Raw genomic sequence first — 22,951 nt, 5'->3', positions numbered from 1 at the left:
TAATTGCTTCTGTAACGCTCGTGATGTTTTAGACTGAGATCGACGCATATCTGGTCACAATGAAGGGAACAAGCGATGCGACTGTCTCAGATGCTTTTTGTTACATTACGGGAAGATCCAGCTGAAGCGGAAATTCCTAGCCATAAACTTTTACTGCGTGCAGGTTATATTCGTCGCATCGGTAGTGGTATCTACGCTTATTTACCTTTAATGTGGCGAGTACTGCAAAAAGTTTCCCAAATCGTGCGCGAAGAAATGAATGCGATCGGCGCACAAGAATGTCTATTACCACAAGTACAACCGGCGGAATTGTGGCGCGAATCGGGACGTTGGGATACTTACACGCAGGCTGAAGGTATCATGTTTGCGCTTAAAGATCGACAAGAGCGCGAACTAGGTTTAGGACCAACACACGAAGAAGTTATTACATATATCGCTCGCGATATGATTCGCTCATATCGCCAGTTACCGCAGACGCTTTATCAAATTCAAACGAAGTTTCGCGATGAAATTCGTCCCCGTTTTGGCTTGATGCGCGGACGCGAATTTATTATGAAAGATGCCTATTCTTTTAATGCAAACGAAGAAGATTTGCGACAAACTTATCACGATATGCACCGCGCTTATAGCAATATTCTGCGGCGGAGTGGGTTAGCTTTTCGGGCGGTGGAAGCAGATTCTGGCGCAATTGGTGGTTCGGCTTCGCAAGAATTTATGGTTTTAGCAGAAGCAGGTGAAGATGAGGTTCTTTATACCGAAGATGGAAAATACGCCGCTAACGTAGAAAAAGCTGTGTCGCTACCACCAGATGCACAACAATCACCGTTTACAACTTACGAAAAACTCGAAACACCAGGAACACCAACGATTGAAACAATGTGTGCCTTTGTGGGATGTTCTCCTACACAAGTCGTCAAAAATGTTTTATATCAAGTTGTGTTCGATCATGGTTTGACACTACTTGTAATAGTCAGTATCCGAGGCGATCAAGATGTTAATGAAGTGAAGTTGCAAAATGAGATAACTCGCCTAGCACCGCAGTACGGCGGAAAAACCGCGATCGCTCTTATAGTACCAGATGCAACAGCCCAACAGAAATGGGCAGCGAAACCTTTACCACTAGGATATATTGCTCCAGATATTGCAGATGATTACATCCGTGCTGAAAAAGTTCATCCGAAGTTTCTGCGATTGGTTGATAAAACTGCAGTAGATTTGCAAAACTTTGCTACAGGAGCAAACGAATCAGGATATCACGTTGTTGGAGCAAATTGGAACGAGCAGTTTAGATTACCAGAGAATATTGTCGATGTTCGTAAAGCTAGAATCGGCGATCGCGCGATTCATAACCCTGAACAAACGTTGCAAAGCGCTAGAGGCATTGAAATCGGACATATCTTTCAATTAGGGACAAAATACTCAGTAGCGATGGGGGCTACCTACACAAACGAACAAGGAGAAGAAGTTCCTTTAGTCATGGGTTGCTACGGTGTAGGAGTTTCACGGCTTGCCCAAGCTGCTGTTGAGCAATCTTACGACAAAGACGGTATTATTTGGCCTGTGGCGATCGCTCCTTATCACGCAATTGTGACTATTCCTAATATCAACAATGCACAACAAGTAGAAGTTGCCGAAAAATTGTATCAACAATTAAACAACGCAGGAATCGAAGCGCTGCTTGACGATCGCAACGAACGCGCCGGAGTTAAGTTTAAAGATGCCGATCTTGTTGGTATTCCTTACCGCATTGTTACAGGGCGATCGCTTGAAGCAGGCAAAGTGGAAGTTGTCGAACGCAAAAGCCGCAATTCACACGAAATTGCCATTGATGCAGTTGTCTCAACGCTCCAGCAGTGGATTAACAGTGCAGTTCAGGGATAAGCAAGCAGTTAGTTAAACTTAGCTAAACTTTGAATAAATCGAACAAGCACGCGCTTGTGCAGTTCTATTTTCATGAACGATTTCACCAATTCATACCATTTCCTAAATTGTAATTGAAGAAGTGAGACAAGTTTTTGATTTTGGCTTTTGAATCTGTTGCCAAAATTTGGAGAATTGGTATCACTACCCAATTGACTCAATTTGATGTAAGGTGAGCAATGCCTATGTCACGACAAAGAGTGTCATGCATAAGTTGAGTCCAGGAAACTACTCCTGTTATGGAACTGCTAACGATTCTTCTATCTGGGTTACTGGGGTTATTGTCACCTGTAGGAGGTGTCGTCGAGCGTATTGCTGAAAATATCATTCGTTCTCAATTTCAACAGGTAGAACAACTGCGAGTCCGAGTTGACAACGTTCCTACACACCAGTTGCTCCAAGGTAAAGTACAACGAGTCAGAATTGCTGGACGTTCGCTACAGCTTAGACAAAATATGACAATTGCTGTTTTAGAGGTAGAAACAGACAAAGTTGATTTTGATACTGATAATTTAAATAGAATCCAACTACAACAACCTTTGGAAGCTGGAGTGAGCGTGGTATTAACCGAGCAAGATGTTAATCAAGCATTGCAATCTGACGCCGTGGCAAGCTGGTTACTTAATGTAACCGTAGGTACACTTGGGAGACGCACAGAACAAAGTCAACAATTCAATTTTTCACAACCTAAGATACATTTCTTAGCAAACCAGCGGTTACGTTTTCAGGTGCAACTTACAGAAGATGGTGTTGAACCATTACAGATTACTGTAGAGTCAGGACTGGGTATCGTCTCTGGAAGTCAGCTTCAGTTGATCGCGCCAATTGTATGGGTAAATGAGGAGCAGGTACCAGAACAAATTTTAAATGCGATCGCTACAAATTTTTCGCAGCAGTTCGATCTGCGCAGTTTACAAAGTGCCGGAATCCAAGCCAGAATTTTACAATTGAATATAAGTCCGCAAAAATTAGAAATTGCGGCTTTTCTCCACCTAGAAACATCTTCTCGTTTATTGAAACAGCTACAGCTTTAATGCAGTCACAGTGTTCATCCTTGACCCCATACCATCCACTTTGAATTTGAATTGTTCGTTGTTCTCCTTACACCACAACTATCCTAATTTTCTGGAGGGTTTTCCCCATGACACAAGAAAGAGCTAAACGTGTTCCTACTGGTGTAATTGCTAGTGTCATAATCGGCGTTTTAGCAGCAGGCGGAACTGGCGCTTGGTGGGCGTTTCGTTCAGCGCAAACTCCCAACTCACAGCAGGCGATTACAACACCCAACTCACCAGCAACAAATCCATCTGTTCAGCCTGGTATCAATCAAACTGCACAAGTTTATTGGTTGAGAAACACAGGAACGAGTCTAGAAGTTGTGCCAAGTGCATTTACCGTTAATAGTGATGAGCCTAATGTAGTAGTCCAGACTGCATTTGAACAACTCTTGGCAGGACCAACAGACAATTCTGTTAGTAGCACAATTCCCCAAGGAACCAAGCTACGTAACGTTAGAGTTCAAAACGATGGGGTACACGTCGATTTGTCTTCAGAGTTTACAAGTGGCGGTGGTAGCGCTTCTATGAGCGGTCGCCTAGCGCAAGTCGTTTACACCGCAACAACAATAGATCCGAATGCTCAAGTGTGGATCGACGTAGAAGGTCAAAAATTAGAGTATCTGGGTGGTGAAGGCGTCATGTTAAATCAACCTCTTACTAGACAAAGCTTCAAAGAGAATTTTCAACTCTAAATTACACTCAAGTAAGTCAACTGAATTAATTCTGGGATAGCTGCTAGCAAGCGTGGGCAGGCAAGATGGCTACCCCACATCTAAATTTAAATTTATAATACTAATCAGGTGACTAACTCCCTCAACTATTGCGAACTAGCATGAGGCTTTTCAATGCGAAAGCTTAATTTGTAAAGATTTTCAAAGAAATACTTAGTACATCTGGCAAATAATTGTTCTATTGCCAACTACTACCGATTGCGGTTTAACACTTGAAATGAATTAGCTTGTTGTTGAATGCGAGTGGCAAGGCGATTGTATACTACATTGCACAATTCAAAGATTGTATCGTCTTCTACTCGGTAATAAGCAGAGGTTCCACAACTACGGCGGCTGAGGATTCCAGCTTGCCACATAATTTTTAAATGTTTAGAAACATTGGCTTGACTTGTTTGTGTTGCTTCTACCAATTCTTGCACGCATTTTTCACCGTCACTCAGCAAATGCAGTAGACGCAGGCGCATCGGTTCACTGAGAAGGCTGAAGTAATCAGCTACTTGTTGCACAACTTCTGGCGGCACAGGCTTCGCTGACTTCATCAAAATTAACCTGAAGGAACTGCTAAATTTTAGCAATAATCACTCAATTAGCAATAGAGCGTGCAATTAATCTGGGTTGAGACGCAGTAAAGGCTGTCCATATTCAACCGGCTCGCCATTTTGCACTAAGATTTCTACTACTTGTCCAGAGACTTCAGTTTCAATTTCATTCATAAGCTTCATTGCCTCAATAATGCAGACAGTTTGACCACTTCTAACGCGATCGCCAACTTCCACAAATGAAGGTTCACCAGGAGCAGGAGCACGATAAAATGTTCCCACCATTGGAGAAACCACCTCAACTAATTTCTGATCCTTTGCTGCAGGTGTAGAAGCTTGTCCAGCCACAAATCCACTTGAGGTAGTTTCTGCCCCTCGTGATGGAGTATCTAATCCATTTACTGCCGTGGTAGATGTTGGCGGCGTAGTCGGCGTTGATTCTAAACCTACTACGCCACTTGGCATTGCACCAAGCAGTGATGCATTGCTCATACCAACAGCCTTACGTACCGTTAGTTCAAAATCGTCGCTTTTGAGAGTTAGTTCCGCAATATCTGTTTGAGCAATTGTTAGCAGAAGTTGCCGGAGTTCATTAAAATCAAGTGGCACAGTGTATCTGACCCCATTTACGAGCTTTAAGCTATTCGCTGCGAGCAGTACGTGTTGCTCGTTGTTTATTCCCGACCTAAATAAGTATCGTTACGCGTATCAATTCGGATGCGTTCGCCTTGAGAGATAAACAAAGGCACCATCACCGTTGCACCCGTTTCTAATGTTGCTGGTTTAGTACCGCCAGTAGCAGTGTCTCCCCGTACTCCTGGATCAGTTTGCACAATTTCTAAAGTGACAGAATTAGGTAATTCTACTTCAAGTACCTGATCGCCCCAACGAACAACATTGACTTCCATTCCATCTTTTATGTACTTGACGCGATCGCCAATTTGATTAGCACTTAATCTGCTTTCTTCATATGTTTCCATATCCATAAAAACGAATTCATCACCGTCTTTATAGGTATGCTGCATCGTGCTTTTTTCTAAATTGGCTTGAGGTACTGTTTCCCCAGCACGGAAGGTTCGCTCTACAACGCTGCCACTTTGAACATTCTTTAGCTTGGTTCGGACAAAGGCAGATCCTTTTCCTGGTTTGACGTGAAGAAATTCTACTACTCGCCAAACAGACCCATCTAACACAATCGTGACACCAGGTCGAAAATCATTACTAGAAATCATGAAGCAATGTGTATATTTGCGCAAGACAATCGGCATTTCATTGTACCTCTACAACGTGGTGCAGTAGAAGGGGTTAAATAAAGTATGGAGGAAAATAAAGCTGGGAGGTGAGGGGTGAGGGGTGAGGGGTGAGTTTAAGAGAGTTTTGAGCTATGAAAGTTTTTTTAATAAATGCCTCCGGCACCTTTGTTTGCGAACAATTCAAAACTCAAAACTAATCACTCGCCCCTTTTATAAAATTTGAATTCTGAAGTGAACTACACTATGGCAAGATTATGAATGAGTTGATACCCAGTCAATTGCAACTATCAGGCAGACAAGCAATGGGTGAAAGGTTGTAACGCATCCTTAATAGCCTAATTGCCTAACTTATACCCATGCCGCATTTGAGCTATCTCATGACAAATTTGAACTGCTGGTGGAAAAAAATTCTCACCGTACTATTGCTGGTCGCGATGTTTTTTGGAACAAGTGTTGTCTGGTGGACTTCCCCCAGCAATGCGGCGTTGCCAGCTGGAAATGCCATTACTGATGGTAAAGCTTTACTGCGTTACTCGCTTCCGATTGATAATCAAGCTGTTCGGGATTTGCAAGCCGACTTAGAAGACATTGCTACTCAACTACGAGCAAATCGACGCTGGGGCGCTATTTCCAAAGACGTTTCTCAAGCTTCTCGCATCGTTAACTCACAGAAAGATGAACTACTCAAAAGCATTCCCGATGAGCAACAGCCACAAGCAGAAGCCCTCATCGATGAGCTGCAAGCTGGTATCAACGATTTGCGACAAGCCACTGAGTCAAAGGATAAAGAGCAAATTTGGATAGGGCGGGCTAAAGTTCTCAATTTGGTCAGTACTCTTGAAGAGTTGATGGTGCAAGGATTTCCCTATGACGTTCCAGATGAGTATAGTAATTTACCCCAGCTGAAAGGTCGTGCCACAGTGGAGATGGAAACTAATAAAGGCAATTTAACTATTGTTGTAGACGGCTATAGCGCTCCTGTCACCGCAGGAAACTTTGTCGATTTGGTAGAACGAGGCTTTTATAACGGTTTAGAGTTTATTCGGGCAGAAGACTCGTATGTACTACAAACCGGCGATCCACCTGGTCCAGAGCAAGGATTTATTGATCCAGGTACGGGAAAATATCGTAGTATTCCTTTGGAAGTGCTTGTGAAAGGCGATCCTGTTCCTACCTATGGCATTACATTAGAGCAAGCTGGTCGCTATCGTGAAGAACCAGTACTACCCTTTTCAGCCTATGGTGCAGTTGCGATGGCGCGTCCAGAATTTGATAATAATGGAGGTTCTTCGCAATTTTTCTTCTTTTTATTTGAGCCTGAACTGACTCCAGCAGGTCGTAATCTATTAGACGGTCGTTATGCTGTGTTTGGTTACTTAATGGAAGGAAAAGAAGTGCTAGAACAGCTTAAAGAAGGAGATAAAATTGTTTCTGCCAAAGTCGTTAGCGGTGTAGAACATTTAGTTCAACCGCAATAAACCTTCTATTGGCTAAACCCTCACCCCTGGTTAATGGAATTACGTTTATCCAACAAGATTGAAGCGATTTTGTATCTCAAAGGTCAGCCACTATCGATCGCCCAACTGGCAGAATATGCAGGATGCGATCGCCACACTCTTGAGGAAGGACTGATTGAACTCATTGATGACTATGCACATCGCAATAGCGCTTTAGAAGTCGTAGAAACTGTATCAGGTACTTATAGCCTACAACTCAAGTCAAATTTTCAAGAATTAGTGCAAACACTTATTCCGGTAGAACTTGGGGTAGGGGCTTTACGAACTTTAGCGGCGATCGCCCTGCGTAGTCCAATGACACAAACTGAACTTGTCAACCTCCGTGGTTCTGGAGCATATCAACACGTCCAAGAACTTGTAGAACAGGGCTTTGTCCGTAAACGCCGTCCATTAGACAGTCGCTCATTCTTGCTGGATGTGACTGATAAGTTTTATCAGTATTTTCAATTAGAGCAACTTCCTCAACTACTCAGTAACAGCGATAATGAGCAGGAAGCGGACGTGCAAGAAGAGCAAGTAAATTAAACTGAATTTGGAAGGTGATTCAGACATTTATCATGAATTCACCAACAAAGTTTTATTCTCCCTTAATAATCAGGTTAAATAACGTAAACTCGTCAAATATAACCGCTTGCTACTGATTCCTATTCCGGTAGCAACTACTTGACGACTGAGGTACCAGCGGACGCAACACAACCGCTTTTTGGAATGCTGTCTCCAACTTATACTATGCAGATATACATAAAGATTCCGTTTAATACTCTTAACTAGGATGTGTACGAACAAATTCTATTGAACACTTTATAGATTAGGTGGAGGTCATATGATTACCGATATTGTCGAGATGGGCGAGCAAACGAAGCTGCAGGGACAGGTGGTTGTACTCGGCTCTGGGATCGCGGGTGCCGAAGTAGCAACGTACCTTGCGCGTCACGGTCGAGAGGTGATCCTCGTGGAAAGCGGGCGCGAGCAATTCGATCCATCGATCCAGGCATTGAATGATGTCATTTTTCTTGGTAAACGCCATCGCGAACTGGATCCAGACTCTTACTACCATCGATACTTGCCACCTGAGCTACGTGGAGTCAGTCGCGTGCGTCAGTTTGGTGGCACGAGTAACGTCTGGACAGGTAAGTGGAAATACTTGCAGCCCTTAGATTTTGAGGGTAGACCCTGGGTTGCCAATAGTGGCTGGCCAATACACTTCGCTGATCTCTTGGAACACTACCGTTCGGCGGCAAAAGATTACGGCTTCGGTGATTTAGAAGCAGAAGCTGTACGACCCGAAATTATGGAACTTCGAGCCAAGCTTGCCGCAGGTGGTTTGAAAATGAGCAGCTTCTATTGGGAGCAGACCCCCACGCGCACGGCGATCCGCTTTGGTGACGAGATGCGCCGCTCAAAAAACTTGCACGTCGTATTGGGCGCGACTGCAACGGAATTAAGACTCAACGATTCCTGTCAACGCGTGACCGCAGTCGTTTGCCGCTCACTCGAAGGTCGAGAACTCATTGTCGAAGGTGACGTAATCATCATTGCAACTGGGGCGTTTGAAGCCGCACGTCTCCTACTAGCCTCAAACCGTCAAATCCCTAGTGGAATCGGCAATGCACATGACCTCGTTGGTCGCTTTTATACTGACCATCCCAAGCACCATACCGGAACACTACAGCCAGGTTCTTTAACTCGACAATATGCCCACGAGCTGCAATACGCCCCAAAACCACGTTTCTGTATATGCTTTGCGCTTGACGACGCAACCCAGCGAGAGCAAGAGCTGCTTGAGCATGTCTTGTACCTGAAACCAATCTATGAGAAGTCAAGAGATCGCCTGTGGCGAACTTTGCGGTTCCGTCCTGCTTGCCGAGACGGTAATGGATCTGTTGCCACCTACCGAGTCAAGTTCGTGACCGAGCAGGTTCCCCATCAGAGCAGTCGCATTAAGCTGGGAACGGAATGCGACCCATTAGGTCAACGAAAGCTGGAGGTCGATTGGTGCTTCACCGACCAGGATCAGCGTTCGATGGCGAAAACGCTGCAACTTTTGACGCAACGATTTGCGGAAGTTGGGCTTGGAACCTTTGACTTCGGAGACGATCCGCCGAGATTGGAGACTATGACCGACGCAGCCCATCAAATGGGTACCACTCGTATGGCCAGTCGCCCTGAAGAGGGTGTCGTTGACACAGATTGTCGAGTGTTCGGTACCGATAATCTCTATGTGGCTAGTTCGGCAGTGTTTCCGACGGGTCCGTCTTACTCACCTACCTTCACAATCTTGGCACTTGCGCGCCGCCTCGGTCAACATCTGCTCCAGACCTCGAAAATCTTACAAATTTAGCAATAGAATGTAGTATTAGCAAGTATTACAGTGATTTTGAGCCGGATCAAGACAAGATTGAAACTGTCAAGTTTAGAATGTGTTTCAGACTTGTTGATTTTGTATTAATATTGACAACTCGAACTCGTAGCGATTAACAAATAATCCAATCTACAATATCGTGCATCCTCTCTGCCTTGGAAAAGCAAATCTTTCGTAGTGCAGCACTTGGGTAATAATGGTTTCGCTCAATCTGGAGTGGTGCTCTAAATCTTCTGATAGAGTTTAGCCATGCCCTAATTCTGGAACACCTTTTGAATTTGATTAACAGCTTGACGACTAAAGTAACGACTGAACTAAGATTATTAGATCGAGCGCCGTTAGCGCTTAGCTAATTGCCTACTGAAGATCGCTAGTTGTTACAAGATAGAGTCTAGTGTAGCTGCAGTGTCATACGTTAAACTATTTTCTGTCGAACTGAAGTTACAGCAGTTCTTACTATTCAAAACTCAAAATTTTTGACTAACCCGATGTAATATCACTCCCTGCTCAAAACTACTCTAAGGCAAGAGGTGCCATCTATTACAATGAGTTAAATTAGAATCAGCACAGCTAAACTGAACTGCCCATGGTATTTGATCCTGACTTTCTCAGTGATGATCCTCAAGAAGAGTCGCAAGCAAATCCACTACTAAACTACCTGCAGCGTCAATCACCGGAGATGTTAGCTCATGTAGCTCGTTCTGTTAGTCCCGAAATTAAAGAAATCATTTCTCAAAATGTTCAAGGGCTAGTCGGAATGCTTCCTTCTGAGAATTTTAACGTGAAAATCTCTACAGATCGGGACAATCTAGCCGGTCTTTTGGCATCGGCAATGATGACAGGCTATTTCCTCCGCCAAATGGAACAGCGCATGCATCTTGATGATTTAGCTGATTCTGTGCCTTTACCAGGCGATTCCACAGGAGGACAGTAGGCAGCAAAGATAGGAATTGTAGAGCTTAAATCGCTTGTTGTTAGGTGATGGCAAATACTGCGGTGGCTTTAACTTACACTTAACCTAGTTCCTCGACAGGAAAAGCTTCTGGGGCTACCCGAAAAGTTTCAACTTTGCCATTACGGTTAACTTCTATGCTAAGTAGAGCACCAACCTCACTAGATTCAACGCGTTCTTGAACCTCAGATGCTTTGCGAATGTGTCTACCATCGATTCTTTGAATGATATCGCCTTCGCGTAAACCAGCACGGTGTGAGGGAGATCTTCTAATGACGCGCACAATCAATACACCCCGCTCTTGCTGGATATTCAGGCTCGTTTCTTGATTGATATCTTCCTTTGTTGCAGGGGTAAGGTCAACCATTTGAATTCCCAAAAAAGGATGATCGACGCTACCTTTTGTAAAAAGCTTGTTAGCAATTCTTGCTGCCGTATCAATAGGTATGGCAAAACCTAGTCCTTGAGCATCCGAGCGAATCGCAGTGTTTACACCAATCACTTCACCCTCGGCGTTTAATAGCGGACCCCCAGAGTTACCAGGATTAATTGCTGCGTCAGTTTGAATAAAGTTAACTCGTTTATCAGGTACACCTACTTGAGCGCTAGAGCGGTCTGTAGCACTAATGATACCAACAGTCACGGTGTTATCTAATCCTAAGGGATTGCCAATGGCGATCGCCCATTGTCCTGGAGATAAGTTCCGCGAATTTCCCAATTTGACTGCTGGTAAGTTGTTAGCTTTAATTTTGACAACAGCAACATCTGTGACCGCATCGGTTCCTACAACTTTACCCTCGAAACTGCGACCATCTTTGAGAGTCACTTGCACTGTGTTCGTTTCCGCAACCACATGAGCATTGGTTAACACGCGTCCATCTTGGCTCAGAATAAATCCCGAACCAGTACCGCGTTCTATTCTTTCTTCCGGAATTTCCTGCTCTGAGCCAAAAAATCTCCGTAACAAGGGATTATTGAACGCTTGGGGAAGTCGGTTAGTTACCTTACGCGTGGCATTAATCCGCACAACAGCAGGTCCTACTTTTTCTACTGCTGAGGCGATAAAGTTGCGATCGCTGTTTCCACTCGCGCCTGTTGGGGTTTCAGGCATCAGAAGTTGCTCTGATAAGGGTGGCACAATCACGGGTACTGTACTTAACTCTTTTGACGAACGATTGTACATTGAGAAATACTGACTACCCCACCAACCAGCACCACCTCCAATCGCCAACAAGATCAGCGCAGTGGTCAAACTCTTTAACGATAAACTCATACTCCTTCCGCCTATACACAGCAAGTAGATGCTAACTTCTAAGTTTAGTCAAGATGAGAGGCAAGATCAGCTGTCGGCAACTAGTAAAAAGATGATAGATACTAAGTAATGTAGTTCTATGCACTACAACTTTATTCTGTACGAGCGCACGCTGCAATCAGCGCATTGACCTTGCATCTAGTATGGCGTCCATATGATTAAGACACTCAAGATACTTAGAGCCATTGTCTTGTACAAGTTTGCGCTCATCGGAACGTTAATTCCTACAACGGAGGAAACCTCCGCACGCAACTTTCCGCTGCCTCAATCTTGCTAACCCTAACCCTGACCTCTGACCCTTGCCCCCTGCCATATCATGACTTTACGCTATTGGACATTTTTTTCGGCACTACCTCTAGGCTTATTGCTCTTGAGCATGCAAGTAAATTCTGCACTTGGTAATGATGACTTAGTCACAGATCAAGGATGTCCTGCACCAGCGCTATCGCGGCTCACTCGTCATAAAGTCGCTCCAGGTGAAACATTGGAATCTATTGCACAAAGATATAATGTTATTCCCGCTACTCTTCTGGGGATGAACCCTGCACTGCGCGCAGCACAAGTTACAGTTGGCAGTGAAGTTCTAGTTCCTCCTTTTAATGGTATTCGGGTAGAAGTTCCACCCAGCCAATCCTGGCAGCAAATTGCTACAAAATACAAAGTTCGAGCTGATGTTTTGTTTGAGGCTAATGGTTGTCAACCAGTATCGCAATTTGTTTTTATTCCTGGTGTCAATTGGTCGCCTGAGGCTCCTAGCACTAGTGCAAGTAGTCAATTTACAAAGTATCCTTTGCCTACCAAAGCTACAGTAGTAATCGGGTATGGTTGGCAGATTAACCCGAATACAGGTCAAGTTTTCTTTCACAGTGGGGTAGATTTGTTAGCACCCACCGGAACATCAGTACAAGCTGTTGGCGCCGGAACTGTAGCTTTTGCCGGAGAACAAGGTAGTTATGGTAATCTCGTCGTCATTAATCACCAAGAAGGACGTCAAACTCGCTACGCCCACCTACAAAAAGTCAGCGTAACGATAGGTCAAACAGTGCAACCTGGGCAATTGCTGGGAACTGTTGGAATAACAGGGGAGCCTACATCTACGGAGCCTCATTTGCATTTTGAAGTCCGTTATAACTCATCACTTGGTTGGGTTGCAGAAGAACCTACGTTGTAACTTAAATATCAATAACCCAATTTTTACTTGACGGAAAATATAACTCTATACTATAACGATATTGTTTGTTGCTATGTGGCAAAAGCAACAATTTTGCTTTTGTTTGTCAAACTATTCAGAGAGCAAAAAAGCTTATGAAAGTAAGAAAAGTCTCATAATCTTTGAGAAAAAAACTGTTAAACTCTACGTGTCAGTTTGGGTATAGTTAGATTATATTTGCTAGGAAATAAATGCGTGCGACGGTACTCATGCAGATTCAAATGAGCAAGTCGATATGAAAATAGCCTTCGTTGTCTTAGGCTTTCCTGAGTTATCACAAACATTTATCCTTAATCAAATCACTGGGTTGATTGATCGCGGTCATTCAGTTGATATCTATGCCCTCAAAGGTTCAGAAGTAGAAACTTCTAAAGTCCACCCAGATGTCGAAAAATATCAACTTTTAGCAAGAACGTGTTACTACTCTGTTCCCAATGTACCTAAAAATAACTTGTGGCGATTTGCGAAGGGATTTTGGTTACTCTCGGCTAAGCTATACAGAAATCCTCAGATTTGGTTGCGATCGCTCAACATTTTTCAGCACAGCAACGCAATGTCCCTGCGACCGTTATATAAAGTTATTCCGCTTCTAGAAAAACCCAATCACTACGATATCATCCATTGCCAATTTGGTTTGTGTGGGCTGCAAGCAATGTCGCTACGAAAATTTGGCTTGCTGCAAGGTAAATTAGTTGTTGCTTTTCGAGGGTTTGATATTAGTGAATTTATTCAGCAGCATGGTGATAGAGTCTATCACGAATTATTTACAGCGGGTGATTTCTTCTTAACAAACTGCGATTATTTCCGACAGCGTTTACTGAAACTTGGTTGTGCAGAAGATAAAGTTATAGTGCATCGCTCAGGCTTAGACTGTCAGCGATTTATTTTTAATCCTGCTAAAGTAGACTCTCAGCCTGTAACCCAGATTGTGACAAGTGGACGCTTGGTCGAAAAGAAAGGTATAGAATACGCTATTCGTGCTGTAGCTAAAGTTGCAAAAAATCAGCCACGTATTGAATATAAAATTATCGGTGACGGACCTCTCAAGCAAGCATTACAGCAACTGATTGAAGAATTAAATGTAAGTGACACAATACAGTTATTGGGATGGAAAGATCAACAAGAAATTATTGAGATCTTGAAAAAATCTCATATTTTTATCGCTCCAAGTGTGACTGCTAAAAGTGGCGATCAAGATGCTCCAGTAAATGTTCTCAAAGAAGCAATGGCAATTGGGCTACCTGTGATATCAACATATCATGGCGGAATTCCTGAACTCATTCAAGATAATGTATCAGGGTTTTTAGTACCTGAACGTAATGCGGATGCGATCGCCGAAAAAATAAGCTATCTTTTGGACAATCCCCAAATTTGGGTTCCTATTACACAAGCAGCTCGCCTTCAGGTAGAAGAAAATTATGATTTGCATAAACTTAATGATGAGCTTGTAGATATTTATCAACAATTATTGACGCAAGGTTTCGTGCGTATGAGTTCTCAAAAAGTGGTTAAGAATGCATCTGTGACTTACTAAGTTACACAGTACTGTTCACTCATACCAGTATCTTTTTTTTACAGGGACTGCGCTAAACTTTACAAATATATACAAACATCTGAAACAACAAGTAAAGAAGGGAGCTATCAGCAATGTCAAAACCACAAGTCACAATTGTTGTCTCACCGCGAGAGCGTTTTAGCTGCGCGCAAGCATCATTAGAAAGCATTTATGAACACACGCAAACACCATTCAATTTGATATACGTTGATGGAGGTTCGCCAGCAAAAATCAAGCGTTATCTAGAAGAAAAAGCAATTGAAAAGCAATTTCAACTGATTCGTACTGAATACTATCTCTCCCCAAATAAAGCAAGAAACTTGGGACTAGCGCAGGTGAACAGTGAATACGTGGTTTTTATTGATAACGATGTTGTTGTTACCCCAGGTTGGCTGCAACAATTGGTAAAGTGTGCTGAAGAAACAAAAGCAACCGTCGTAAGTCCGCTAATTTGTCAAGGTGAGCCAGTGCATGAAGAAGTACACTGCGCTGGTGGTGAATCGGGAGTCAAAATAGAAACTTCATGCGATCGCACTCGTCGTCGAATAGTGGAAAAAATCTACAAGCAAGGGCGCAAAGTTGCAGATGTCCTACCGCAACTCCAAAGACATCAAACAGGACTTGCAGAATTCCATTGCATGATGGTTCGTACAGAAATTTTTGAACGAATTGGGATGCTCGATGAAGCTATTTTAAATACTAAGGAACACGTAGATTTTTGCATGACAGTTATGGAAACTGGCGGTAGCGTTTACTTAGAACCAGAATCCATTGTTACCTACGTACCAGGACCGCCACTAGAATTGACTGATATGCCCTTTTATATGCTACGTTGGAGCGATGCTTGGGAACTTACTAGCCTACATCGCTTGCGTGACAAATGGAACCTTACTGAAGATGAGTATTTCAAAAATCGGTATAAAGGTTTAGGTTGGCGGAGAAAAACAACGATTATTAAACCTTTGAGCCGCAAGATTAGCAAAACGATCTTAAGACGCCAAAGCAAGAAAGTTGAGGATTTGCTAGTGAGTGTGGATAAGGCACTCAATCAATATCTTACTAATCGCTACACTCGTAAACAGTTGCAGATGCAGCCCAATCAAACTTCACAACTACTGCAAAAGTCCCCAACAACAGTTTGAATCGTAGCTTCAAAGGACAGATTTTGAAAAATTCCAGTTTGAGGCGAATATCGCCTGAGGTGCTTTATACGCCCCACAGTAAACTGAGACATCCAATTCAGTTGTTTAAGCAGATGGGGCGAGACCTATTAGCTTCGCGGGAATTAGCTTGGCGACTGATGGTACGTAATATAACTGCACAGTACCGTCAGTCTTTTCTTGGCATTGCTTGGGCTTTTGTACCACCAATTGTCATGGCAGCAGGCTTCACAATAGCAAGTGATGCCAACGTGATCAACGTGGGTGCGACAGATCTACCTTATCCAGCTTATGTGATGTTCAGCACAGCGCTATGGCAAACGTTTGTGGAAGCCTTAAGTGGTCCGGTGCAAGCAGTGACAGTAGCAAAACCGATGTTGGCGAGAGTCAATTTTCCGCGCGAAGCAATCGTTTTAGCGAAGGTAGGGGAAGTATTCTTCAACTTTGCTATTAAACTGTTATTGATTGTAGCCTTGTTTCTTTGGTTTCAGATTGCAGTCGGATGGACAGTAGTTTTAGCGATTGTAGCACTGATTCATTTAGTGATGCTGGGAACATTCTTTGGTCTACTATTAGCTCCACTAGGTGCTTTGTATCAAGATGTTTCCAAAGGAATAACGATGATTACAGGGTTTTGGCTATTTCTAACACCAGTGGTGTTTCCAGTGCCTAGAGAGGGAACCTTTGGATTCCTTGTAAATCTTAATCCTGTCACTCCACTATTGGTAACAACGCGAGAATTAGCAACAACAGGAGTTGTTTCAGATCCTTATGGATTTTGGGTAGCGAGTCTTTTTGCTTTTATAGGATTACTGTTAGCATGGGTAGCATTCCGTGTATCTATGCCTTTTGTGATTGAAAGGATAAGTTCTTAATGACAACTGAATTGAGGCATCAAGAAATTGCAATTCAGCCTAAAGATAGCGAAGTAGTGCTGAGTGTAGAGGAGATCTCTAAAAAGTTTTGTAGAAACTTGAGACGATCTTTACTCTATGGCGTGCAAGATATTGCTACAGAGTTATCAGGAGGAAAGAGAACAAGTGCTAAGTTGCGATCGCAAGAATTTTGGGCATTAAGAGATGTGAGTTTTCAACTACGGCGCGGTGAAGCTGTGGGTTTAGTAGGCTCAAATGGAGCGGGAAAAAGTACACTTTTACGTATTATTAGTGGTTTAATTAACCCAGATACAGGAGCAGTAAAAATTAGAGGAAGATTAGCACCACTAATCGCATTAGGTGCAGGCTTTAATCCGATCTTGACAGGTCGAGAAAATATCTATGCTAATATGTCAATTTTGGGTTTGTCTACAAAAGAAATTAAAGCCAAATTTGAGGAAGTTGTAGACTTTGCCGAAATTTGGGAAGCAATTGATACGCCAGTACAAAACTACAGTTCTGGTATGGCAGCACGGTTAGGTTTTGCTTGTGCAGTTCACACAGAACCAGATATTTTTCTGATAGATGAAGTGCTGTCTGTCGGGGATGTTAAATTCAAAATGAAATGCCACCGTAGGCTCGCAAAATTGCGCGAGAAGGGCACAGCTTTTGTCTTAGTTTCCCATAACTCGCATAGCATTCTTAATATTTGTAACACAGCAATATATTTAGCAAAAGGTCAATTAATTACTGTAGGAGAAACTGAAGCGGTAGTACGCAAATACGAAGAAGATCTCTGTCTCAGTGGTATGGAAAAAGCGACAGGACCACTGATATTGCCGAGGAAGTCTCCAGATGAAAGTTTTGGTTTAGATATTACCTTGGTTGGTTTTAAAGACGCACAAGGAAATATCTTGGAGACTCCGATGTCTGGAGAACCTGTTAATTTATGCGTAGAATGCTTTGCTCATAGGTATATTGATAGCGCAAATTTGGGAGTTGTCGTTAAATCTCTATCTGGAGAAAACGATCGAGTACTGTATTTTACCTCTGCAAGCGATAATGAGTCTTTAAAAATTACTCCAGGAAATACTGAGTTACAAATACAAATGCCGTACTGTTGCTTAATACCTGGTGTATACAGTGCAAAAATCTACATTAAAAGTGGCGTATGTTCCTTTGATGTCGTTGAATCTTTTAGATTTACAGTCCAAGCAGACAAAACTATCAGTAGAAGTTTATTCTATCAACCACGAACATGGAAAGTCATCAGTAAGTAGGTACTTGCAAATATGAGCAATCCGCTTATCAGTATAATTATTCCGACTCACAACAGACCCGACTTGCTACCGCGTGCTGTTGAAAGTGCCTTGGCACAAACTATAGATGATTTTGAGGTGATAGTTGTAGATGATGCTTCTACAGAGCCAGTTCAACTACCAGAACATCCTCGCTTGCGATTAATTCGTCTCGATCAGTCGCATGGAGGTGCAGGTGCGCGTAACGTAGGTACAGAAGCAGCAAAAGGACGATGGATTACTTACCTTGATGACGACGATCGCCTACTTCCCCATATGGCAGCTACTTCACTAGAGGCATTATCTCAAACTCAGTTGCCAACTCCTGTAGGTGTAATTTCAGGGTTAGAGATAGTAAATACCGAAGGTCAAGTTATAAGCACGCGATTACCACCACCTGCTCGCCCGCGTGGCGCGCACTTTGCACTAGAAGCCCTAGAACCTGGCTGTTCGTATAACACCAAGCAAACCTTGGTTGTAGAGCGTGAAATCATTCTCCAGATTGGCGGTTGGGATAAGTCGTTCCGCTCGCGCGTCCACTCGGAACTCTTTTTGCGGCTTAACCCTGTTTGTTCATTACTTGGTGTGCCTATTGTAACATATCAACTGTACAATCACCAAAGCGATCGCGTATCGCGAAATCTTGTGTTGCGTCAAGAAAGCTTTCAGCGTTTGGTAAGTAAGCACAAATCCCTCTTTCAAGCTCACCCTAGAATGTTTGCTAAGTTTGTTATCGATCACGCTCAAAGATCCTATCAAATGGGTCAAACAGGTGCAGCAATTGCTGCGGTTTTACAGGCAATGCAAATCGAGCCGATTTACACCGTTAAAAGAGTGACTAGACCATTTCGCAGACAGCTACAACAACAAGATGATTCACTATAACAGTGAGAAATTCACTAATTTTAAAGAGCAAGAGAAAAAGAACAGTAACTGACAGTATCACAGCAATTAAGATTTAGAGGATTTACTGATGTTACTGCTGCAACACTTGGTAAATTTGTGCTGAAGACACTTGATCCGTAACTTTCACAACACCAATCAGAGTAGGCAATACAAATCGAACTTTCCCCGCTTTGACTTTTTTATCAGTTTGCAACGTATCAACGATCGCATCAAGATCGATTCCGTCAGGTAACTTTGTCGGTAGCCCTGCTTTTTGAATTAATGCTAACTGACGATTTTGCGATTCTTGTTCCCACAAACCCAGATTAACGGCTAATTGTCCAGCAGCTACCATTCCAATTGCGACAGCTTCGCCGTGATTAACAACGCGATATCCTGTTAAACTTTCAACAGCATGACCGATGGTATGCCCATAATTGAGGACTGCACGTAATCCAGCTTCTTTTTCATCTTTACTGACGACATCAGCTTTAGCTTGACACGATCGCACAAGAATTTCTTGTAACAAGTTTTCGCTTAAATACCGAAATTGATCCAAGCGATCGCATTTCTCCATCTGTTCAAATAACTCTGCATCCCAAATCACGCCATACTTAATCACTTCTGCCATTCCTGCACGAAACTCGCGTTCGGGTAGTGTTTGCAACACCTGCGGATCGATTAAAACTAACTTAGGTTGATGAAACGCACCGATAAGATTTTTACCTTGGGGATGATTTACCCCAGTTTTCCCACCAATTGCTGCATCAACCATTGCTAACAACGTAGTAGGTACTTGCACAAAATTGATACCACGCAGCCACGTAGCCGCTGCAAAACCTGTCATATCGCCAATCACACCGCCACCTAAAGCAACCATTGTTGAGGAGCGTTCTAGACGGTTCTCTAGGGCTGTATTGTAGAGTTTTTCTACTGAAGCGAGTGTCTTGTATTGTTCGCCGTCGGGTAAGTTGTAATTACTAACATCAAATCCAGCATTTTCTAAAGACGCGATCGCCTGTTCTCCATAATGCTGGAAAACGACAGAATTAGAGACTAGTAAAACCTGCTTTCCTAGATGCAGATGCGACATCAGTTCACCTAGCTTAGAGATTCCTCCAGGTGCGATCGCGATGTCGTAAGCCTCTTGCGGTAAATTTAGCCGAATCGTGTGCATTACGAAAACTCATTTTCCAGCAGCGTTGCGCTGTTATTTTATCTTATTCACAGCGGTAAGTAAGTCCCTTGTGGATGATGCCACTTGTCATGCAGCATATGCTTTAATATTTTTTAATACCCAGTGAGCTGGGAACACTCTTGAACAGGAACAGAAAAATGCTTGGAGTTATCGCTTACATCGTCATGTTGGGTGCTTTTTTTGCCCTTGCTGTTGGTTTACTTTTTGGTTTACGTGCAGTCAAGTTGATCTAGCAACAAGCCAGAGGTGAGACATTAGAATTAAGTCTCTAACCTCTACAGCTTTGCTACAAAGTTAACTCGCTAATGCCGTTTGTTGAATTTTTGCTTCGGCTTGGATTTCTGCTTCTCTAGCGAGAAACTCAGCAAGTTGCGCTTCGAGTTCGTCGCGGACGATTTGACGATATTCGAGAAAATGTTCGTTATGCGCGCAGACAGCAAGGTAGTGATCCCATACTTCGGGATTATTCTTGATAATGCTGAATAAATGATGCCAGAACTTCCAGCGCGTATTGCGTTTAATACCTTGTCGCCAACAAACGATTAGCAATGCACGGATATCTACCCAACTCGGCATTTTAGCTGGGGCTTTGCATTTGGGCGCACCTAGCATTAAAAAACAGCGATAAGTTCGATCTAGATACTTAACTGGATCATATAATTGCCAGAATGACTCGATATATTCCCTAGTGATTTGTTCGAGCGATCGCGTCGGGATGAAATTCATCAAAGTTGTCTGGTTAATATTGCCATCTTTCCCGCGTAAGCGTCCTTCTTTATCTAACCGATGCCATAACGCAGTATTTGGTAACGCCTGTAGCATCGCAAACGTCGTTGTGGGAATTGCGGTTTTTTCGGCAAAACGGACAATGCGATCGCCTGCACCTGCTTTTTCGCCATCAAAACCAATAATAAATCCGGCGATCGGTCGTAATCCTGCACGAGTGATAGATTGCACCGATTCTATTAACGAACTGCGCGTGTTTTGAAATTTCTTTGTAAGCTGTAAGCTATCTTCATCGGGTGTTTCAATTCCCAGGAAAACTGCATCAAAATTGCATTCCACCATCAAGTCCATTAATTCTCGATCTTGCGCGAGATCGACAGATGCTTCGGTGTTAAAGCGGAAGGGATACTGATGTTCTGCTTGCCAAACTTTTAATTCTTGTAACAACAACTTGACATTGCGTTTATTACCAATAAAATTGTCGTCTACCATAAATACACCACGTCGCCATCCCAAACTGTAGAGATACTCCAACTCGGCTAAGAGTTGTTTTGGGGATTTTGTGCGTGGTTTACGTCCATAAAGTACAATAATGTCACAAAACTCGCACTGAAACGGACACCCACGCGAGAATTGAATTGACATCGAATCATACGCATCGAATTCTAATAAGTCGTAACGGGGAATCGGTGTTGTAGTGACATCTGGTTTCTCGTCATTTGAACGGAAAGTTCCACTCGTTTTACCCTGGGCGATCGCTTCGACAAACATCGGTAAGGTGATCTCACCTTCATCTAATATGAGATAATCTGCACCAGCTTTTTCGGCTTCTTGAGGAACTGAAGTCGGATAGGGACCACCCACAGCAACTCTTTTTCCTCGCCGTTTTGCTTCGCGAATTTGGTCGAGAAGGTCGTCTTTTTGCACAATCATCGCTGAAAGAACAACAACATCTGCCCATTGCCATTCAGCTTCGGTAACTGGACGGATATTACGATCTACTAGTTTAAACTCCCATTCTTGCGGCAAAATTGCTGCTACGGTAACTAAACCTAAAGGTGGCAGCAAAACTTTACGATTAACTAATTCTAAAATTTTTTCGTATGACCAAAACGTTTTGGGAAACCGAGGATAAACTAGTAAAACTCGCATAAAATCTCTATCCCCACACAAATTATTGTTATTTTTATTTTCTACTTAGCTGTTGGTTAATAAGCTAAACCTGTTTGCATATTAATAGGTTTTCCTAGTTTTTAGCTACTATACAGTTAATTTTATGAGTTCAGATTAACATTTTTAACAAAGTGTCGAGCTTACTTGATTAAGTTGGGGTTTATGGAGTTAGTGAACCACACAGACACAAAGGGAATTAATCTTTATTGATGGATTGAGTTGTGAAGAGTTTTTACGCTTAAGGTTTTCTTGTTACTTGGGACTTAAATTCCCAGCTTAATGTTCCTCTAAAGTTTTTTGCGAGGAGGAATCCCGCTGATTTTTAAAACGTCGCTGAGGGTTGCACAGTAATTTGGTAGACCAAATGTTGCCGGATTTACGGCATTGCGATAGATGAAGTGGCGATAGTCTAAACAAAAGCGATCCCAGTCTGCCATTTGAATGCGAAACAACGCAATAATTGCGTTGGCTAAAGATAAAGTTAAGGGAATACGAAAATAAATCTTTTTATTGAAATAAGAACACACTTCTTCGACAGCTTGGTTGACAGTCAGTGGTGCTTGACCGAGTACAAGAGAACGCGATTCATTTTCAGTAGGCGGATGGTCGATTAAATATCGCACGACTTGGGCAATGTCGCGTCCGTGAATGAAGTGAAAACTACCGTCGGCTTGAAAAAAGCGAATTAAGTCTACCCATTTTGTGACTTCGGGTAAGCCACTGGTCAGGTGCGAATACGGTTTATTGGCGTCGCCTCCAATTACTAATGTTGGAAAAAGAATTGTGGTTTTGGATGCAATTGCCTTTTGACTTAATTGATGATGACAATCGTATTTAGAACGAATATAGTCAGTACCGATTTCTCCTGCGATTTTGAGTAAGTTACCGTTATTATCGAGAATGCTTGCAGTAGAAAAATAAATGACTTGTTGGCATTCTGGAGACAATAAACTTAGTAACTCTTGGGTTTTAACTACATTTATATCGTAGGTGTCTGCACCGCCCCAAGCTGTCGCGGCAAGCACTGCAGTATCAATTGTTTCTAGTAAACTAGCAAAAGTACGAATGTTATGCATATCGCCCTGTAGCACATGAATTCCAGGGCGATAGTTTGTATCTACTTGCAGTTTCTGCGGATTCCTGACTAATAAGTACAACTCGTGATTAGTCTGTTGTATCAACGCCTCACTAATGTAATGACCAATGCATCCACTCGCACCTGTAACT

21 protein-coding genes are annotated in these 22,951 nt (G+C 42.9%); 14 read left to right on the top strand and 7 right to left on the bottom strand.

Annotation, left to right across the window (positions count from 1 at the left end):
- Positions 1-75 precede the first annotated feature (75 nt).
- From IQ230_RS01025 to IQ230_RS01015, 3 genes are all read left to right on the top strand, one after another.
- Positions 76-1,881, top strand: coding sequence for a proline--tRNA ligase (locus tag IQ230_RS01025; protein ID WP_193929997.1), 1,806 nt, complete (start codon positions 76-78; stop codon positions 1,879-1,881).
- 278 nt (positions 1,882-2,159) lie between these two features.
- On the top strand, positions 2,160-2,954 hold the full coding sequence (locus IQ230_RS01020) for an LmeA family phospholipid-binding protein (RefSeq protein WP_193929996.1): 795 nt from the start codon (positions 2,160-2,162) through the stop codon (positions 2,952-2,954).
- Between the two features lie 107 nt (positions 2,955-3,061).
- On the top strand, positions 3,062-3,670 hold the full coding sequence (locus IQ230_RS01015) for a GerMN domain-containing protein (protein ID WP_193929995.1): 609 nt from the start codon (positions 3,062-3,064) through the stop codon (positions 3,668-3,670).
- A gap of 230 nt (positions 3,671-3,900) precedes the next feature.
- On the opposite strand, the gene IQ230_RS01010 is transcribed toward IQ230_RS01015, so the two are convergent.
- The 3 genes from IQ230_RS01010 to efp all read right to left on the bottom strand — a co-directional run bounded on the left by IQ230_RS01010 (position 3,901) and on the right by efp (position 5,480).
- Positions 3,901-4,248 carry an ArsR/SmtB family transcription factor gene (locus IQ230_RS01010; RefSeq protein WP_099702542.1) on the bottom strand — a complete coding sequence of 116 codons (348 nt, stop codon included), beginning with the start codon at positions 4,246-4,248 and terminating at the stop codon, positions 3,901-3,903.
- Positions 4,249-4,314: 66 nt separating this feature from the next.
- Entirely contained in the window at positions 4,315-4,857 is a 543-nt protein-coding gene (gene accB, locus IQ230_RS01005; RefSeq protein ID WP_193929994.1) for an acetyl-CoA carboxylase biotin carboxyl carrier protein, read from the bottom strand.
- A 65-nt stretch (positions 4,858-4,922) separates the two neighbouring features.
- Complete coding sequence (gene efp, locus IQ230_RS01000; protein WP_099702540.1) at positions 4,923-5,480, bottom strand: elongation factor P; 558 nt, start codon at positions 5,478-5,480, stop codon at positions 4,923-4,925.
- A gap of 398 nt (positions 5,481-5,878) precedes the next feature.
- On the opposite strand from efp, the gene IQ230_RS00995 reads away from it, so the two are divergent.
- The 4 genes from IQ230_RS00995 (at position 5,879) to IQ230_RS00980 (ending at position 10,314) form a co-directional block, all read left to right on the top strand.
- Positions 5,879-6,979, top strand: a complete 1,101-nt coding sequence (locus IQ230_RS00995) for a peptidylprolyl isomerase (protein ID WP_228054479.1) — start codon at positions 5,879-5,881, stop codon at positions 6,977-6,979.
- Between the two features lie 33 nt (positions 6,980-7,012).
- Positions 7,013-7,543 carry an SMC-Scp complex subunit ScpB gene (gene scpB / locus IQ230_RS00990; protein WP_193929992.1) on the top strand — a complete coding sequence of 177 codons (531 nt, stop codon included), beginning with the start codon at positions 7,013-7,015 and terminating at the stop codon, positions 7,541-7,543.
- 298 nt (positions 7,544-7,841) lie between these two features.
- A complete protein-coding gene (locus IQ230_RS00985) occupies positions 7,842-9,359 on the top strand; it encodes a GMC oxidoreductase (RefSeq protein WP_193929990.1) in 1,518 nt (505 codons plus the stop codon).
- Positions 9,360-9,966: 607 nt separating this feature from the next.
- Positions 9,967-10,314 carry a DUF760 domain-containing protein gene (locus IQ230_RS00980; protein WP_099702536.1) on the top strand — a complete coding sequence of 116 codons (348 nt, stop codon included), beginning with the start codon at positions 9,967-9,969 and terminating at the stop codon, positions 10,312-10,314.
- A 79-nt stretch (positions 10,315-10,393) separates the two neighbouring features.
- Here the strand turns inward: IQ230_RS00980 and IQ230_RS00975 are convergent, their stop codons facing one another.
- Positions 10,394-11,605 (bottom strand): HhoA/HhoB/HtrA family serine endopeptidase, encoded by a 1,212-nt coding sequence (locus IQ230_RS00975; RefSeq protein WP_193929988.1) that lies wholly within the window; start codon positions 11,603-11,605, stop codon positions 10,394-10,396.
- A 355-nt stretch (positions 11,606-11,960) separates the two neighbouring features.
- Between IQ230_RS00975 and IQ230_RS00970 the strand changes: the two genes are divergently transcribed.
- The 6 genes from IQ230_RS00970 to IQ230_RS00945 all read left to right on the top strand — a co-directional run bounded on the left by IQ230_RS00970 (position 11,961) and on the right by IQ230_RS00945 (position 18,627).
- Positions 11,961-12,815 carry a peptidoglycan DD-metalloendopeptidase family protein gene (locus IQ230_RS00970; RefSeq protein WP_193929986.1) on the top strand — a complete coding sequence of 285 codons (855 nt, stop codon included), beginning with the start codon at positions 11,961-11,963 and terminating at the stop codon, positions 12,813-12,815.
- Between the two features lie 274 nt (positions 12,816-13,089).
- Positions 13,090-14,388 (top strand): glycosyltransferase, encoded by a 1,299-nt coding sequence (locus IQ230_RS00965; RefSeq protein WP_193929984.1) that lies wholly within the window; start codon positions 13,090-13,092, stop codon positions 14,386-14,388.
- A 113-nt stretch (positions 14,389-14,501) separates the two neighbouring features.
- Positions 14,502-15,551, top strand: a complete 1,050-nt coding sequence (locus IQ230_RS00960; RefSeq protein WP_193929979.1) for a glycosyltransferase family 2 protein — start codon at positions 14,502-14,504, stop codon at positions 15,549-15,551.
- Positions 15,552-15,664: 113 nt separating this feature from the next.
- A complete protein-coding gene (locus IQ230_RS00955; RefSeq protein WP_193929977.1) occupies positions 15,665-16,444 on the top strand; it encodes an ABC transporter permease in 780 nt (259 codons plus the stop codon).
- Entirely contained in the window at positions 16,444-17,724 is a 1,281-nt protein-coding gene (locus IQ230_RS00950) for an ABC transporter ATP-binding protein (protein WP_193929975.1), read from the top strand. Before IQ230_RS00955 ends, IQ230_RS00950 begins: the two co-directional genes overlap by 1 nt.
- A 12-nt stretch (positions 17,725-17,736) precedes the next feature.
- Complete coding sequence (locus tag IQ230_RS00945; RefSeq protein ID WP_193929973.1) at positions 17,737-18,627, top strand: glycosyltransferase; 891 nt, start codon at positions 17,737-17,739, stop codon at positions 18,625-18,627.
- 91 nt (positions 18,628-18,718) lie between these two features.
- On the opposite strand, the gene aroB is transcribed toward IQ230_RS00945, so the two are convergent.
- Positions 18,719-19,804, bottom strand: coding sequence for a 3-dehydroquinate synthase (gene aroB, locus IQ230_RS00940; RefSeq protein ID WP_193929971.1), 1,086 nt, complete (start codon positions 19,802-19,804; stop codon positions 18,719-18,721).
- Between the two features lie 158 nt (positions 19,805-19,962).
- Here aroB and petL point away from each other — a divergent pair, with 158 nt between their 5' ends.
- Positions 19,963-20,058 carry a cytochrome b6-f complex subunit PetL gene (gene petL, locus IQ230_RS00935; RefSeq protein ID WP_073548502.1) on the top strand — a complete coding sequence of 32 codons (96 nt, stop codon included), beginning with the start codon at positions 19,963-19,965 and terminating at the stop codon, positions 20,056-20,058.
- A 61-nt stretch (positions 20,059-20,119) separates the two neighbouring features.
- Here the strand turns inward: petL and IQ230_RS00930 are convergent, their stop codons facing one another.
- Both IQ230_RS00930 and IQ230_RS00925 read right to left on the bottom strand, forming a co-directional pair.
- Positions 20,120-21,703, bottom strand: a complete 1,584-nt coding sequence (locus IQ230_RS00930; protein WP_193929969.1) for a B12-binding domain-containing radical SAM protein — start codon at positions 21,701-21,703, stop codon at positions 20,120-20,122.
- Between the two features lie 308 nt (positions 21,704-22,011).
- Positions 22,012-22,951, bottom strand: a 940-nt coding sequence (locus IQ230_RS00925) for an NAD-dependent epimerase/dehydratase family protein (protein WP_193929967.1), incomplete at its 5' end; no start/stop codon positions are given.

The organism is Gloeocapsopsis crepidinum LEGE 06123 (genome assembly GCF_015207655.1).
In the GTDB taxonomy this organism is placed as follows: Bacteria; Cyanobacteriota; Cyanobacteriia; order Cyanobacteriales; family Chroococcidiopsidaceae; genus Gloeocapsopsis; species Gloeocapsopsis crepidinum.
The sequence above is the reverse complement of the archived record's forward strand: the minus strand, read 5'-3'. Positions and strand labels throughout refer to the sequence as shown.